Origin of the sequence: Streptomyces narbonensis (genome assembly GCF_014649015.1) — a bacterium.
GTDB lineage: Bacteria > Actinomycetota > Actinomycetes > Streptomycetales > Streptomycetaceae > Streptomyces > Streptomyces narbonensis.
In genome coordinates this window covers 17175-32845 of record NZ_BMSF01000018.1, presented here as the reverse complement: position 1 = coordinate 32845, position 15671 = coordinate 17175, and the positions used below count along the sequence as shown (strand labels likewise).

The window sequence follows — 15671 nt, the reverse complement described above, 5'->3', positions numbered from 1 at the left end:
CGTCCGGCGGGGCCTTTGCCGTACCCGGACTCCCCGTCCGGTGCGGTCAGCCCTCTCATCACAAGGAGAAACACCACCATGGCTGGAAACAACTCTGCCGAGATCCGCGTCGCAGGTACCGGCAAGCTCTACGTGGCCGACGCCGGCACGTCCGCCCCGGCCACCTTCGGCACCGACGCCGCCGCCGACTGGACCGGCGCGGGCTGGAAGGACCTCGGCTTCACCACCGGCGACGGCGTGACCTTCTCCAAGAAGGACAAGCTGGAGGCCATCGACTCGTGGCAGTCGGTCTCCCCGGTCCACTACATCTACTCGGCCCGTGACCTCTCGCTGAAGTTCTCGATGCTCCAGTTCAACGAGCTGACGCTGCCCTTCTTCATGGGCGGCGGCGAGGTCAAGGCCGAGCCCACCCCGGCGGTCGACACCTACCGCTACGAGATCGCCGAGCGCCCGTTCTCCGACGTGCGCGCCCTCGGCCTGGAGTTCACCGACGTGAAGGCCGGTGGCACGACCGCGGTCACGTACCGCTTCATCATCCCGCGTGGCCAGGTCACCGCCTCCGACGACATCAAGCTGGCCCGCAAGGCGGCCTCCCAGCTGGGCGTCACCTTCTCCGCCATGTCGAAGGGCGACGGCAAGCCGCTGGCGACCTTCCTCATGAAGGACAGCCAGTACGGCGCGGCGGTCTGATCCCCCTTCCCCACCCGGGGCGGGACGGAGAACTCCGTCCCGCCCCACCCCTCTCCTCTTCACTCACTCGAACAAGGAGTACGCATCACCATGGCCCGTTTCGACGTCAACGCAGCCCGCGCCCAGCGACAGGAGGCCCACGGACGCAAGTGGTCCTTCGAGCTGGACGGCGAGACCTACACCCTTCCGACCGAGCTCAGCCGCGCCACCGCCAAGGGGCTGCGCAAGCTCGACGACAACGACGTGGACGGCCTGCTCGCGCTCCTGATGGGTGAGGAGCAGTTCAACCGCTTCGAGCAGCACGACATCACCATGCAGGACATCGCCGCCATCCTGGAGGCCTACGGCAAGGAGACCGGGCTCGGCCTGGGGGAAGACTGAGCCTCGTCGAGTTCATTGACGAACACGCCGAGGCCCTTGAGGCGGACCTCATCCGCTATTACGGGCTCGACATCCTCGACTGGCACCGCGAGGAGCTCTCCAGCAGGCGGGTCCTGGCGCTGATCAAGCATCTGCCGCGGGACAGCGCCCTCCAGCGCGAGATCCACGGCGAGGCGGCCGAGTGGTCGATCACCGACCACCTCCTCGCGGCGACGGTGGACCATCTGGCCGTCTCGAACTGGATGTTCCAGTGCGTCAACGGATCCGAAGACGGCGACCAGCCGGACCCGCCCAAGCCCGTACCCCGTCCGGGCGTCGAGGACGAGGACGAGGAGACCGAAGGGCAGGACGAGCACTCCTCCGAGGCGGAGACCCCCGAGGTCTCCCCCGAACGGCTCGCCCGGTTCTTCGGCTGAAGCCGAAGAGTCACGCCCCCGCGGCCCCCGGAGTCCGTTCCCGTCAGGGAGCGGACTCCGGGGGCGCTTCCCGTGCTCGCTCGGAGGTCAACTCCTCTTCCAGGGCCCGGGCCCGCTCGGAGAGGCGGCGTCGCCGGCCCGCGCGCGTCTCCCCTCCGGTGGACTCGGCGGCTCGGCGCTCGCTGCCGGTCGTCGTCTGCACGGGTACGCCCGCCAGCGGCGGGACGATCGGGCGTCCGCCTTTGCCGCGGACGACCTTCCGTACCGGCTGGGCGTTCCTGCGGGTACGGCTCTCCTGGGCGGTGACGAGGACGTCCGAATCCGGCTCCGACTCCGACTCCGGCCCTGGCTCCCTCTGGTGCTCGGGCTCAGGCTCGGGTTCGGGATCCGGCACGAGCAAGGGAGCGGTGGGCTCGGTCTCCAACTCGGAGCGCTGTTCGAACAGTTCACGCTCCCTGCGGACCCGGCTCTCGGCCTCGACGACGGCGGCCGGCGGTTCCAGGAGACGAGCGAAGGGCAGCGCTATGACCCGGGCACCCTCCTGGCTCCCGTCCGTACGGCGCTGGGGGCGGCGGATTCCCCGCGCGTCGCCCTGTCCCTGGGCGTAGGCGTCCGCCACGCGCCTCTCGTACTCCCGGCGTATTCGCGGGAGTTCGTCCGACACGGCCTCGGCCCAGCCGGAGGTGAAGGCGGTCGTCTCGCGACGGTCCAACTCGCTCCGGGGAATCACGACGAGATCCTCGGGAGCGTACCCATGGACGTGCACGAGCTCGGAAAGATACGCGAAGAGGTGGGGCAGGTCAGGGTGGTTCGCAAGCCAGTCGACGACTTGCCCCCGCCGGCTCGCGCCCGGCTCCGTGTCCATGCGTCAGTACTGCCTTCCAGCCCCCTGGGGTCCCCGCGCGCCCCTCGCGCCCCTCGCCCCCCGGAGTGGTCGGGCCGAGGAACGCGTCCTCCAGGTTACCCGGTCGAACAGAAGCTCTGATTCGGCCACTGCTTCGTTCGGGGGACCTGCCAAACGACACGCCGTCGAGCGTTTCCCGCTCGACAAACATCGAACAGATGTTCCACACTCTGTTCGCACAGAAGTTCGAACACGTGGTGCCCCCGCTTCTCAACTCCGCGGCGCCGCCACACACGCACGGGCAAGCAAACGGAAGGCAGGCGTCCATGACTCAGCAGGCCGAGGCATCCCGACCGCACACCCCGCTCCAGGACCGCCTCCGCCAGCTCCTCGACGGACCCGTCGCCCTCGACAAGAGAGCGTTGCTCGGCACGTTGTACGCCGAGGTCTCCCGCTGCGAGACCGTCGCGTACGCGGCGGGCTGGAACGACGCCCTCGCGACGACGCGCCGCAACTCCCGCCGGGACGAGGACGCCTGACCGTCTCCGGACGCCCCCGCACGAACGAGCCCTTGCCGCGACCGGCAGGGGCTTTTCGGCGCTTGGCCGACATCGGCCGGAAGCGGAGTAACCCATGGCAAAGACCCCCGACGAGCTCTCCACTGAGATCGCGGACCTCAAGAAGGCCCTCCTCACAGAGAAGAAGGAGGAGCTGCAAGAGGTCAAGTACCTGGTCGCCAACACGAATAAGGAGACCAAGGAGAAGGAACCGTTCGTCGAAACAACCCAGGCGGTCGCCTCCGCGCTGAAGAAGCACCTGATCGACGTCGTTCCGAAGATCACCACGGAGAACTTCTTCCTCCCCATCGTCGAGCAGATCAAGGAAATCCACACAGAGGTCACGAAGAACAAGGGTGTCGAACTCCTGGAGGCCACGCCGTTCCTCGGCGGCATCGCCGCAGCGTGGGAGAAGTGGTACGAGAGCAAGGAGGCAGGCGCCGATGTCCAGTGGCAGCACTGGCTCCTCGCGGCTCTCGGAGGCATGGCACTGGTCACCCTGCTGCCCGCCATCAGGGGCCTGATCGTCAACGCATGGCGCGGGGCGCAGGCTCGCGGCGACGACACCCGGCGGGTCTGGACCAAGAACGCTGACGGAGGCTGGGGGCGGGAGGCGCTCGGCGACGTCAAGAAGCGCGAGCAGCGGGTCTGGAACGGCGGCACCAGCCTCGCCGACCTCGTGAGCGACCCTGCCAACGCCCAGCGGGCCGAGGCTCTGCGCCAGAAGCTCGACCCGCTGAACGTCTCGGTGGAGAAGTTCAACCGGCTGGCGCCCGATTTCCTGCAGTCCTTCAGCAAGCTGCCGCGCGAGTCCAAGGCCACCAAGATGGCGAGGGCCGTCAAGACCATCAGCGACGCCATCGGGCTGGTCAACCTCACGACGCTGAAGAACGTCGCCGAGGGCATCGAGAAGCTCAACAAGGCCGTTCTCGACTACCAGCCGACCAAGATCCCCAAGCCGACGGAGCTGGACGGTGTCGCCACGAAGATGGGCGAACTCGCCACCAAGACCCAGACCCTCCGCGAAAAGTTCGAGGGCCTCCAGACCACGGTCCGCACCCTCGACACCGTGATCGCCGGCGCCACCGGCTGACCCCCACTTCCCAGAAAGGAGGTACCCCATGTCTCTCGTCAGCTCCGCCAAAAAGGCTTCAGACTCCCTGCGCGCCCTCAAGTCGCAGGCATCCGGCGCCGGCACCTCGGTCAAGAAGGTCGGCGACGCCGGCCGGGCGGCCAACGGCCAGCTCAAGAACCTGAAGACCGCCGCCCAGGGCTCCACCGGTCAGCTCAAGAACCTCAAGACCGCCTCGGACCAGGCCGAGCGCTCCATGAAGAAGGCCGGCGACACCGCGCAGTCGGCCGGCGGCAAGCTCGGCAAGTACGAGTCGGGCGCCGGCAAGGCGGCCAAGGGCCAGGACAAGCTCAACAAGTCCATGAAGGGCAACATCCTCGCCCGGCTCCTCGAACTCTTCATGCCGCTCATCGAGAAGATCGTCGAGATGGCGATGCGCTCGAAGACGATGCAGACGGTCATGAAGAAGGCGTTCGACGCCATCAAGACCGTCATCAGCGCCGTCATGAAGGCCATCGGCCCGATCATGAAGAAGGCCGGCGCCCTGATCAAGACGGTCTGGAACGGCATCAAGACGGCCATCTCGACCGTCGTCAAGGCCGTCGCGACCGTCATCAAGACGTACGTGAACATCTGGAAGTCGGTCATCACCACGGTGATGAACGCGATCAAGAGCGTCATCAGCGGCGTCTGGAAGGGCATCAAGGCCGTCATCACGCCGGTCGTCGACTGGATCAAGGAGGCGATCCCGAAGGCGTTCACCGCCGTCAAGGACAAGATGTCGTCCATCTGGAACGGCCTCAAGGACATCGCGTCCCGGGCGTTCGACGGCATCAAGAGCGGCGTGAAGGGCCCGATCAACTCCGTCATCGGGCTCATCAACTCGATGATCAGCAGCCTCAACCGGGTCAAGGTCAGCGTCCCCGGCTGGGTCCCCGTCGTCGGCGGCAAGACCTTCGGCGTCAACCTGCCGACCATCCCCATGCTCGCCACCGGTGGTGTCGTCATGCCCCGCCACGGCGGTGTCCCGGCGATCCTCGCCGAGGCCGGCGAGGCCGAGGCCGTCCTCCCGCTCTCCAAGCTGGACCGGCTGCTCGCCATGACCGCGAAGCGCGCCCGTATGAACGCCGGCACCCAGGCCGGGCAGGGCGGCACCGGACTGCACATCGAGCACTACCACGCCGCCCGCGGCAGTGACCCGCAGTCCACGGCCGACGCCCTGATGTACCTGGCGAAGGCACGCGGATGATCGCCGTCGTCGCCATGCCCCGATTCAGGGTCGCCGTCCCGGCGATGAGCTCCCTGCAGCGGGGTGTCGGCGATGCGGACACCGCGATCCGGAAGCTCAGGCAGAACGTCCAGCAGGCGTCCGGCGGCGTCGGCGTCCTCGCCACCGGCGTGCGCACCGCGGGCACCACCCTCCGCACCCTCGGCACCGCCGCGTCCGGCGCTGCCACCTCCGTCACCAAGATCCGCCGGTCCACCGCGCCCGCCGGCGTCAAGCGGTTCGGCACCGCCGCCGGCAAGGCCCGTACCGCCGCCGCCAAGATCGGCACCGGTCTCGGCGCCATCCTCGGACTGCTCCTGCCGATGCTCCCCATCGCCGACGTCATCACCGGCCTGATGGGCACCTTCGGCACCGTCATGACCGTCGCCTCCGTCGCGATGACCGCCGTCAACGTCGCCATGCGGGCCAACCCGCTCGGCTTCATCGTCGGCATCCTCGTGCCCGTCGCGGCGGCCATCATCGAGTTCGCGCTGAACTCCGAGACCGGCCAGCAGCTCATGCAACAGGTCTTCGACCACGCCCTCAAGATCATCCTGGAGATCTGGAACTTCCTGGCCCCGTTCGTGGAGATGATCGGGACGGCGGTCGGGACGTACTTCGAGGGGTACCTGGCCCTGATCACCGGAGTGATCACGGGCATCGGCGTCGCCATCAAGGGCGTCGAGCGGCTCGGCTCCGCCGTCTCCTCCGCCTGGAACTCCCTCCGAGGGATCGCCTCGGGCGCGATGGACGGCATCAAGAACGCCGTACGCCCCGTCGTCTCCTGGATCACCGACTCCGTCCCCGGCTTCTTCCGTACCGCGAAGGACGCGGTCTCCGGAGCCCTGCGCGGTATCGGTGACCTGATCAAGGGCGCTCTGAGCTCGGTGATCGGGGTCGTCAAGGGTCCGATCAACGGCATGATCGCCTTCGTCAACTGGATCATCGACGGTCTCAACAAGCTCAGCTTCGAGATCCCCCTCACCGACAAGAAGTTCGGTGTCGACCTCGACAAGATCCCCATGCTCGCCGACGGCGGCATCGTCTTCCCGGGCGGCGACGCGGACGAGTACCGCATCGACCCGCTCTCCCAGCTGGAGAACCGCCGCGTGCCGGCGCTCACCGAGCCGCTCCCGAAGCCGCACTACGTACGGGACTTCCACGAGAAGCCGGGCGCCGGCCCCCGGGCGGTCGCCGAGGACCTGCTCTTCCTCGCGACGGCCCACGCGGCCGCGTGAGCGAGCGACCTCCCGCACGGATGCCTGAGCGACCTCCCACACGGCCACCCGAGCGACGACCCACGCGGCGGCGGCTGAGCGACCGCCCGCACGACCGCATGAGCGACCGCCCACGCCGCCGCCCGAGCGACCGCCCACGCCGCCGCCCCGGCGACGGCCGCTCCCCGACACCCGCCGACCTCCCATCAGAAGTGAGGTGACGGCCCCCATGGCCGAGACCACAACCGCATACGCCGGAAGCACCTACACCGCCGACCTCGCGCCCGGCTCACTGATCACCCAGGACGGGCAGATCCAGTGGGCCGGGCTTCTCATCGGGCCCGGCACGCCGTTCAACATCGACAAGTCCGGCCTGTCGGGCTGGGAGGACCTGCCCGAGTACGACTCCTCCGACGCCGACCGGCCGACCTCCCACGGCGCCTGGCCGGGCTCCCGGTTCGCCAAGCCGCGCAAGGTCGGCGGCACGGTCGTCCTGATTCCGGAGTTCAACCAGGCCTCGGAGGCCATCCGCGCGCTGCGCCAGGCCCTCGCCCTCCTCGACGAGGAGCGCTGGCTCACCGTCCGGCTGCACGGCGAACTCCTCACCGTGCGCGCCCGGATCGCCCAGCGCGTCGTCCCCGCCGACCAGGGCTTCGCCACCCAGGGCAGCTCGCGCATGTCCGTCCAGTGGCTGGCGTCCGACCCGCGCCGGTACGTCGTCACCGAGCAGATGGTCAGCACGACGGCACCGCAGCCCGAGCGGGGGCTCGAATGGCCGCTCACCTGGCCGCTCACCTGGGGCGAGGCGAAGAGCACCGGTGACGTCGTCGCCGTGAACAGCGGCTCGGCCCCCTGCCACCCTGTGATCGTCTTCCGCGGCCCGTGCTCCGTCCCCACCGTCACCGAGCGGACCACGCGCCGCCGGCTGCGGTACGCGATCGACCTGGCCGCCGGCGACGAACTCGTCGTCGACACCGGCGCGGGCACGGTCATGCTCAACAACTCCGCGTCGCGGCGGCACACCGCGATGGCCGACTCCAACCCGGAGGAGCTGTTCGCGCTCGAACCGGGCCGTACGGAACTGTCCTTCCGGCCCGACTCGGCCACTCCGGACGCCCAGATGACGGTCCGCTGGCGCAGCGCCGAATGGTGACCCGCCACCGCTGACCGCCCGGCCCCGGCCGCCGATCCGGCGCTGACCAGCGCCGCTGACCGTCGGCCAGGGCCGCTGATCCCGGCTCCTGACCCGCGCCGCTGTCGTCGGCCCGCCGCTGATCCGGCTCTGCCCCGCGGCGCCGATCGCCCGCCCCCGCCGCTGATATCCCGGCCCCTGACCCGCGCCGCGGATCCGCGGCCTCGGCCGCCATCCGCGGCCTCGGCCGGCGATCCCGGCCTCCTGCCACCAGGCCCAGGCCAGGCAAGGCCCAAGCCCAGGCCCAGGCATCGCGCCCAGGACCCGGCCCCGGCCCCACCCCACCCCAGATCCCACCGCCCCGACCCTCACGGAGAGGTGACCCATGACCGTACGCGCCGCTTGGCTCCAGACCACCGGCCAGACCCGCGAGGACACCCGGCTCACCCTCGCCGCCCTGCTCACCCCCAGTGGCCAGAGCGCCGAGGAGGCCCAGCTGCGCTCGCGGGCGGGCGTCGTGCCGGGCGGTCTCGTCCTGACCGGCAGCTCGCCCATGCAGTGCACCATCGGCGCCGGACGGGCGATCGTCCAGGGCAAGGACACCGCCCAGGGCGCCTACCTCGTCGCCGTCACCTCCCCGGAGCTCCTCACCATCGCCGACGGCGACCCGATGTACGACCGGATCGACCTGATCGAACTGGCCGTCCTCGACGACGCCTACGACCGCACCGGTGTCACGGAGGCGGTGGTACGCCTGGTCAAGGGCGTCCCCGCCGCCTCCCCCGTCGCGCCGGCGACCGGGCCGGGCAGCTCGATCCCGCTCTACACGGTCCTGGTGCCGAAGGGCATCTCGGCCGGCGCCGGCGGCATCCAGTGGAACACCTCGGCGGTCACCACCCTGCACTGGCCGGTCGTCGCCCTCGGCGGCATCCTGCCCGCCAGCGGTTTCAAGGGCGCGTACGTCGGCCAGTACCGCGACACCGCCGGGCTCCTCCAGCGCTGGGACGGGACGACCTGGGTCTCCTACCCCAAGCCCGTCGGCGGCATCGCGCCGAGCACCACGACCAACGGCGCCTACACCGGCCAGTACCGGGACAACGGTGGCGGACTGCAGCGCTGGAACGGTTCTTCCTGGCAGTACGTCGAAGGCGCCTCGACCGTGCTGTTCAGCGCCACACAGTGGCTGACCACCCAGGCGCAGAGCGTCGCCCCCAACACCTGGACCGTGCTCAACCTGCCCACCGTCGAGGTCGACGAGGCCACCGGCTGGACCACGAACAACACCTACACCGTGCCGCGCACCGGCTGGTGGCGGGTCTCCGCACACGCCACCTGGGCCAACGACGCCCAGACCGGCATGCGCGGCGCCCGCGTCATGGTCGCCGGCGTCGGCCAGGGCCGACTGACCTGGCTCACCCCCGCCGGCAACGGCGCCATATCCGTGGGCGGCAGCAGCCTGATCAGGCTCGTCGCCGGCGAGACCCTCCAGCTCGCCGGCTACCAGAGCCACACCGCGGCGATCAAGACCCTCGGCGGTTCGGGCTACGCCTGCACCCTCTCCGCCGAATGGATCAAGTCCTGACACCCCCGAACGCTGAACCGTCGCCCGACTCTTCGAACGGAGAAACCCCATGAACCTGCGCAGCAGCTGGGTCGCCGAGACCGGCCAGACCCGCGAGGACACCCGCCTCACCCAGACCGGCGTGACGACGCTGGCCAACCCCGTCCAGGTCCGCTCGGGCGTCCTGCCCGGCTCGTACACCGGCGAGCACCGGCTCGCCGGCTTCTGGACCTTCGGCGCCTCCGCCATGACGGCGACCGTCTCCGAGGGCCGGGCCGTGATCCAGGGCGAGATCTCCCAGGGCGTCTACCCGGTGACCCTGCCGAGCTCCGTGGACGTCACCTTCGATCCGGGCGACGCCCAGTACGGCCGCATCGACCTGATCGTCATCCGGGTCTACGACAACCTCTACGACTCCTCGAACCGCAACGAGGCGAAGGTCGAGATCATCAAGGGCGTCCCCGCCCAGGCCCCGCAGCCCCCGGCCGTCCCGCCGCGCTGCCTCGCGCTGTACCAGGTGACCGTCCCGGCCACCGTCAGCGCGGGCAACGGCGGCATCCCGTGGGCGACCGCCCTCAACGACCTGCGCACCCCGGTCGTCGCCCTCGGCGGCATCCTCCCGGTCGAGGGGCCGGTCCACGACGGCGCCTACCCCGGCCAGTACCAGGATTCCGGCGGCGCCCTCCAGCGCTGGGACGGCAGCGCCTGGGTCCCGTACCCGTCCGCGCTCGGCGGCATCGCCCCGTCCGGCATGGTCACCACCGCCAGCTACACGGGCCAGTACCGGGACGGCGCCGGCACCCTCCAGCGCTGGGACGGCAACGCCTGGGTGCCGCTCGGCGGCATCGCCCCGTCCGGCACCGTCACCACCGCCGGCTACACGGGCCAGTACCGGGACACCCCGAACGGCCAGCTGCAGCGCTGGAACGGCACGGTGTGGGCGCCGGTGGTGGCCGGGCCGTACTTCATCGACAACAGCGACTACGGCGACACCACGTCGCTCACCTGGACCTCGACGCTCGCGGGACGCGCCACGAACCCGCTCGCGCTCAACTTCGTCGCCCCGGCGTCGAGGGCCGTCGTGGTCAGCTTCGGCGCTCGTATGAAGTCGCACAGTGCCGACCACTACGCCTTCATGGCGCTCAAGCTCACCCAGGGAGCCACGGTCGTCGGCGACCTCGACGACGAGTACGCGACGGTCGCCGCCAGCCCGCACCTGATCTCGGTGGCCACCACGCGCCGGCTGTCGAACCTGACCGCCGGCGCGACGTACACCCTCACGGCCTTCTTCAAGATGGTCACCAACTCCACCTCCCTCAAGGGCGGCTTCGACAACACGTTCATCAAGGTCGACCCGCTTCCGTAACCCGTCGCCCGCCACCACCCTTCGGGAGAACCCATGACCTTGCACACCGGCTGGCTCGCCACCTCGGGACAGACCCGCCAGGGCACCCGCCACATCTCCGTCGGTGCCACCACCCCGGCCGCCCCGCTCACCGCCCGCTCCGGCATCCTGCCCGGCACCGGCGACGGCAAGTTCCGCGTCGGCGGCCTGTGGATGAGCGGCAACGGCCCGATGACCGCCACCGTCTACGCCGGCCGGGCGGTCGTCCAGGGACCCGCCGCCCAGGGCACCTACCCCGTCACGCTCGACCAGGACACCGTCGTCACCTTCGCCGACGGCGACCCGCTCAACGCCCGGATCGACCTCGTCGTCCTCCGCGTGTACGACGACCAGTACGACAGCTCGAAGCGGAGCGAGGCCGCCATCGAGATCATCAAGGGCACCCCTTCGGCCGCCCCCGTGGCCCCGGCGGCACCCCCGGTCTCCCTCCCCCTGTTCAGCGTCAAGGTGGTGGCCGGTACCTCCGCCGGCTCCAACGGCATCCTCTGGTCGGGGACCGGCATCGTCACCGACCTGCGCGTGACGACGGCGAGCGTCGGCGGCATCCTGCCCGTCTACAACAACGCCGCCGTCCCCGGCTCCTACCCGGGCCAGTACCAGGACAACGACAACGCGCACTTCCTCCAGCGCTGGGACGGCACCGGCTGGGTCGCGTACCCCAAGGAGGTCGGCGGCATCGCCGCCAACGGCACACTGCCCACCGGCAGTTACGTCGGACAGTTCCGCGAGACGAACGGCGTGCTCCAGCGCTGGAACGGCACCACCTGGGCGAACTACCACCCGCCGTACGACCACGAGACCATCACCACCGGCGCAAGCGCGCTGACCGGCTGGACCCTGTCGTCGTTCTGGGCCCGCCGCACCCGCAACGGCGTCGTCACGCTGCGCTTCAGCGTCAACCGCGTCGGTACGGACATCACCGCCAGCTCCATCGGCGGCATCGCCGACTTCCCCCTCGTCACCCTGCCGGCGGGCTGGGCCCCGGGCACGACGTTCGACGCCGTGGCCTCCAACTCCCTCGCTTCCGGCACCGCCACGATCTACCCCTACACCAACGCGCAGATCACCCTGCGCGACTGGAGCCCCAACGCCACCATCGCCAACACGTCGGGGCTGAACGTCTCCGCCACCTACATCCAGTAAGGGAGGACACACGATGGCACTCGACACCCCCTACCGGGCGATCTTCTGCGACCTGCTCTCGGATCAGACCATCGACATCCTGCCCCTGCGGGACGTCCAGTTCGACGACTACATCGGCAAGGCCGGCTCCCTCTCCGGCACCATCCCCATCCCCGACCGGGCGATCGCCTCGCGCGTCCGCCAGGTCGAGGAGGGCCGCACCGCGGTCTACCTGGAGCGCGGCGGCGACCTGTGGTGGGGCGGCATCATCTGGACCAGCACGCTGCAGAGCAACGAGCGCGGGGTGATGACCCTCTCCATCCAGGCCGCCACCTTCGACTCGTACGCCGCCCGCCGCCGCATCCGCTCGAAGATCGAGATCAAGACGGCCACCGACCAGCTGGCGATCGCCCGGAAGCTCTGGGAGGAGCTCCAGAAGCCGCTCGGCGGCAACATCTCCGTCGAGGGCGGGGAGGAGACCTCCACGACCAAGCGGACCGCGAGCTGGCGCGCGGGCGACGAGACCCTCTACTCGGAGGCGCTCGAACAGCTCGCCTCCCTCGACGAGGGCTTCGAGCACCAGATCATGGTCTACCGCGACCCGGTCGACGGGCGACGGATCCGGCAGCTCCGGCTCGGCGCCCCCAAGATCCGTACCGGCGCCACCGACCTGGTCTTCGACCGGCCCGGCACGATCCTGTCGTACTCCTTCCCGCGCGACGCGACCCGCGGCGGCACCACCGCCGTGGCGCGCGGCGCGTCGACCAACACCAACGCCGCCGCCGAATCCCGGCCGCTGTTCTCGGCCGAGAAGGAATCCCCGCTGATCAAGGGCGGCTGGCCGCGGATCGACCTGTCCTCGGACCACAACGAGATCACCTCCCAGGACACCCTGGAGAAGCTCGCCGAGAACGAGCTCGCGGCGGTGGCCGGCGCCGTCGTGATCCCCGAGATCACCATCCGGCTCGGCGGCGTCGTACCGCCGGCCCTGCTCGGCCGCTCCGCCCGGATCCGGATCACCGACGAGTGGCACGACCCCGGCCTCGACGCCCGCTACCGGATCATCGGCGTCAAGGTGAAGCCGCCGGAGCGCGGCCGCCCCGACACCGCCGAGCTCTACCTTGAGGAGGCCTGATGCCCCAGCTGCCCGAGGACATCATCGACCGGCTCACCCAGATGGAGCGCCGGATCCAGGCGCTGTCCACCGCGGTCAACACCCGGCCCGCCCAGAACGAGGTCACCGACGGCGCGTTCAACGTCAGGCTGCCGAACGGCACGTCCGTCCTCCAGGTCGGCAAGTGGGACGAGGACCCGGAGAAGAGCGAGTACGGGGTGGCCATGCGCCGCCAGACCGGCGAGCTGGCCATCGCGCTCTACAACGGCAGCGGCAGCGACACCACCCGGCAGGTGCTGCGGCTGTACGACTCGTACGGTCACGAGGTCTTCTCCGACGACATCGTCAAGGGCGGCCTCGCCAGGCCGTGGCTCGCGATGCTGCCGCCGCAGGACCTCGCCTCCGCGAACTGGCCGGCGACGAGCTCCCTGAACAACTGGGCCACGATCGCCCGCTCCTACAACCCGGTCTGGCAGCCGCGGATGCGCCTGCTGATGGAGACCCGCGCCAGCTCGGGTGCCACCGGCGAGGTGAAGGTGATCATCGACGGCACCACCCAGTTCGGCGGGACCGTCGCCGCCGGCAGTCAGTTCGACGTCACCGACGCCATCGTCGCCGACATCACGACGCGCTTCGGCACCACCGCCAAGATCGAGATCCAGGCCCGGGTCACCAGTACCTCCGGCACCGTCTACGCCAAGCCGGTGCTGATGTACGGCACCCAGAGCTGAGCCGTCCCGCCCCCATGGAGAGGAATCCCGCATGATCATCGACCCGGCCCAGCCCTGGGGCGTGGCCATCGACTACGCCGGTCGCGCCACCGTCACCGACGGCGGCCACACCATCGACATCCGCATCCACGACACCACGATGGGCGGCCCGCTGGAGGTCGACCCGATGACCGGCGAATACCCGCAGGTGTACGTGACCGCCCAGCTCGGCAAGGCCGGCACGGCCGGTTCCTCGCTGCGCGGCAGCGGGCTCGTCATCCTCAACGCGCAGGGCGGCCTGCCGGTCGTCCCGAGCCAGGAGGCCGTACGCGACGCCGTCGCCGCCGCGCTCGCCGACTTCGAGACCCGTCGGACGGCCTACGCCGCGCTCTGCGCCGCCTGGGCACCCCCGGCCCCGGACCCGGCCCCGACGCCGGAGCCCACGCCCGAGCCGACCCCGGAACCCACGCCGGAGCCGACACCCGAGCAGCCCAACCCCGAGCCGACCAACCCAGAGCCGACCAAGCCGGAGCCGAGCCCGGAGCCGACCCCGGAGCAGCCCGCCCCGGAGCAGCCCGCCCCCGAGCCGACCAAGCCCGAGGCGGACCCGGCCCAGTAGTCCGCGGCCCCGCCCCACCCGTACGTACGCCCGCCCGAGTGCGGGCCTTCTTCATGTCCGGAGGAACACCAGATGGCCACTCCCCTCCCCGCGGACCGGCTCCTCGCCGCGCTCCGCGCCGAAGGCGTCACCGTCGTCGAACACCCCGGCTGGCGCAGCCACAACCGCAACCACACCGGCGCCTGGGGCCCCGTCACCGGCGTGATGATCCACCACACCGTCTCCACCGGCACCCGCTCCTCCGTCGAGCTCTGCTTCAACGGTTACGAGGGCCTGCCCGGACCGCTCTGCCACGGCGTCATCGCCAAGGACGGCACCGTCCACCTCGTCGCCAACGGCCGCGCCAACCACGCCGGCGGCGGCGACCCGTCCGTCCTCCAGGCCGTGATCAGCGAGACGTACGGGGACCGGCCGCCGGCCCCCCGCGCCCACCAGGGCAGCCCGAACGCCGTCGACGGCAACTCCCGCTTCTACGGCTTCGAGTGCATCAACCTCGGCAACGGCAGCGACCCCTGGCCGGCCGCCCAGCTCGACGCGATCGAGCGGGTCTCCGCCGCCCTCTGCCGGGCCCACGGCTGGGGCGCCCGCTCCGTCATCGGCCACCTGGAGTGGTCCGACTGGAAGAGCGACCCCAAGGGCTTCGGCATGCCGACGATGCGCGACCGCGTCCAGGCCCGCCTCGGCAAGGCCCCCTCCAAGACGCCCGCCCCCGGCAACCCGACGAGCGGCAAGCCCGCCCCGCCCCGCCTCCAGCCCTTCCCGGGCACCTCGTTCTTCCGCAAGGAGACGAGCTCCCCGATCATCACCGCGATGGGCCGCCGGCTCGTCGCCGAGGGCTGCTCCGCGTACGGAGTCGGCCCCGGCCCCCGCTGGAGCGAGGCCGACCGGCGCAGCTACGCCAAGTGGCAGCACAAGCTCGGCTTCCGCGGCTCCGACGCCGACGGCATGCCCGGCGCCGCCTCCTGGAACGCGCTGAAGGTCCCGTACACGAAGTAGCGGGCGCCCCGTACGCCCCGCACGAGAGGAGACCCCGATGTCCGATGCCGCCAAGCGCACGGCCCGCACCGTCCTCCAGTCCGCCGTCGGCATCGCCGTCGTGCTCCCCGCGATCGTCGACGCCTCCGGCGTCCCCGCGACCCTCCCCTGGGTCGCCGGGGCGCTGGCCGTCGCCGGTGGACTGGCCCGGGTGATGGCCCTCGACGTGGTGCAGATCCTGCTGCCGTCCTGGCTGCGCAGCTCCCCGGGCGGTGCCGATGACCGAGTCTGATCCGAACGACCCGGTCGCCGTCGCCCTCGAACTGGAACGCCTCCGCGGCACCCTGGAGGCCGGCTTCGCCCGCGTCGACGGCTCGCTCGCCCTGCTCGTGCAGCGCAGCGACCAGACCGACAAGCAGCTGGCCGACCACGAGGCCAGGCTCGACGCCCTGGAGCGCAACCGCTGGCCGCTCGCCAGCATCGCCGCGCTCACCGCGAGCGCCGGCGTGCTCGTCGCGGTCTGGGAACTGGCCGCCCGCTAGGAGGCCGGGCCGGGTACGCCGAAGGGCGGCCACCCCGAGAAATCGGG

18 protein-coding genes are annotated in these 15671 nt (G+C 70.7%); 17 read left to right on the top strand and 1 reads right to left on the bottom strand.

Annotation, left to right across the window (positions count from 1 at the left end; all coding sequences use genetic code 11):
- Window positions 1-78: 78 nt before the first annotated feature.
- The 3 genes from IE124_RS28180 to IE124_RS35560 all read left to right on the top strand — a co-directional run bounded on the left by IE124_RS28180 (window position 79) and on the right by IE124_RS35560 (window position 1487).
- A complete protein-coding gene (locus IE124_RS28180) occupies window positions 79-690 on the top strand; it encodes a phage tail tube protein (protein WP_189511734.1) in 612 nt (203 codons plus the stop codon).
- A 90-nt stretch (window positions 691-780) separates the two neighbouring features.
- A complete protein-coding gene (locus IE124_RS28175) occupies window positions 781-1071 on the top strand; it encodes a hypothetical protein (RefSeq protein ID WP_017239563.1) in 291 nt (96 codons plus the stop codon).
- Between the two features lie 215 nt (window positions 1072-1286).
- Window positions 1287-1487 carry a hypothetical protein gene (locus tag IE124_RS35560; protein WP_306432434.1) on the top strand — a complete coding sequence of 67 codons (201 nt, stop codon included), beginning with the start codon at window positions 1287-1289 and terminating at the stop codon, window positions 1485-1487.
- Window positions 1488-1530: 43 nt separating this feature from the next.
- Here IE124_RS35560 and IE124_RS28165 read toward each other — a convergent pair whose 3' ends face one another.
- On the bottom strand, window positions 1531-2352 hold the full coding sequence (locus tag IE124_RS28165) for a hypothetical protein (protein ID WP_189511732.1): 822 nt from the start codon (window positions 2350-2352) through the stop codon (window positions 1531-1533).
- A gap of 305 nt (window positions 2353-2657) precedes the next feature.
- Here IE124_RS28165 and IE124_RS28160 point away from each other — a divergent pair, with 305 nt between their 5' ends.
- From IE124_RS28160 to IE124_RS28095, 14 genes are all read left to right on the top strand, one after another.
- Window positions 2658-2870, top strand: coding sequence for a hypothetical protein (locus IE124_RS28160; protein WP_189511730.1), 213 nt, complete (start codon window positions 2658-2660; stop codon window positions 2868-2870).
- Between the two features lie 94 nt (window positions 2871-2964).
- On the top strand, window positions 2965-3981 hold the full coding sequence (locus IE124_RS28155) for a hypothetical protein (protein WP_189511728.1): 1017 nt from the start codon (window positions 2965-2967) through the stop codon (window positions 3979-3981).
- 28 nt (window positions 3982-4009) lie between these two features.
- Window positions 4010-5209 (top strand): phage tail protein, encoded by a 1200-nt coding sequence (locus IE124_RS28150; protein WP_189511727.1) that lies wholly within the window; start codon window positions 4010-4012, stop codon window positions 5207-5209.
- On the top strand, window positions 5206-6465 hold the full coding sequence (locus tag IE124_RS28145; protein ID WP_189511725.1) for a phage tail protein: 1260 nt from the start codon (window positions 5206-5208) through the stop codon (window positions 6463-6465). Before IE124_RS28150 ends, IE124_RS28145 begins: the two co-directional genes overlap by 4 nt.
- A gap of 208 nt (window positions 6466-6673) precedes the next feature.
- Complete coding sequence (locus IE124_RS28140; protein ID WP_189511722.1) at window positions 6674-7597, top strand: phage distal tail protein; 924 nt, start codon at window positions 6674-6676, stop codon at window positions 7595-7597.
- A gap of 364 nt (window positions 7598-7961) precedes the next feature.
- Window positions 7962-9158 carry a hypothetical protein gene (locus IE124_RS28135; protein WP_189511721.1) on the top strand — a complete coding sequence of 399 codons (1197 nt, stop codon included), beginning with the start codon at window positions 7962-7964 and terminating at the stop codon, window positions 9156-9158.
- Window positions 9159-9207: 49 nt separating this feature from the next.
- Window positions 9208-10503 carry a hypothetical protein gene (locus IE124_RS35100; protein ID WP_229832946.1) on the top strand — a complete coding sequence of 432 codons (1296 nt, stop codon included), beginning with the start codon at window positions 9208-9210 and terminating at the stop codon, window positions 10501-10503.
- A gap of 33 nt (window positions 10504-10536) precedes the next feature.
- The gene (locus IE124_RS35440; protein WP_189511719.1) at window positions 10537-11685 is read left to right on the top strand and encodes a hypothetical protein; all 1149 of its coding nucleotides are present in this window, start codon (window positions 10537-10539) and stop codon (window positions 11683-11685) included.
- A gap of 13 nt (window positions 11686-11698) precedes the next feature.
- Window positions 11699-12799 carry a hypothetical protein gene (locus tag IE124_RS28120; protein WP_189511717.1) on the top strand — a complete coding sequence of 367 codons (1101 nt, stop codon included), beginning with the start codon at window positions 11699-11701 and terminating at the stop codon, window positions 12797-12799.
- Window positions 12799-13509, top strand: a complete 711-nt coding sequence (locus tag IE124_RS28115) for a hypothetical protein (RefSeq protein WP_189511715.1) — start codon at window positions 12799-12801, stop codon at window positions 13507-13509. The genes IE124_RS28120 and IE124_RS28115 overlap by 1 nt, the downstream gene beginning before the upstream one ends.
- Before the next feature lie 31 nt (window positions 13510-13540).
- Window positions 13541-14107 (top strand): ATP-binding protein, encoded by a 567-nt coding sequence (locus tag IE124_RS28110; protein ID WP_189511713.1) that lies wholly within the window; start codon window positions 13541-13543, stop codon window positions 14105-14107.
- Window positions 14108-14179: 72 nt separating this feature from the next.
- The gene (locus IE124_RS28105; protein ID WP_189511711.1) at window positions 14180-15103 is read left to right on the top strand and encodes a peptidoglycan-binding protein; all 924 of its coding nucleotides are present in this window, start codon (window positions 14180-14182) and stop codon (window positions 15101-15103) included.
- A 37-nt stretch (window positions 15104-15140) separates the two neighbouring features.
- A complete protein-coding gene (locus tag IE124_RS28100; RefSeq protein ID WP_150267058.1) occupies window positions 15141-15374 on the top strand; it encodes a hypothetical protein in 234 nt (77 codons plus the stop codon).
- The gene (locus IE124_RS28095) at window positions 15361-15624 is read left to right on the top strand and encodes a hypothetical protein (protein ID WP_150267060.1); all 264 of its coding nucleotides are present in this window, start codon (window positions 15361-15363) and stop codon (window positions 15622-15624) included. Before IE124_RS28100 ends, IE124_RS28095 begins: the two co-directional genes overlap by 14 nt.
- Window positions 15625-15671 lie beyond the last annotated feature (47 nt).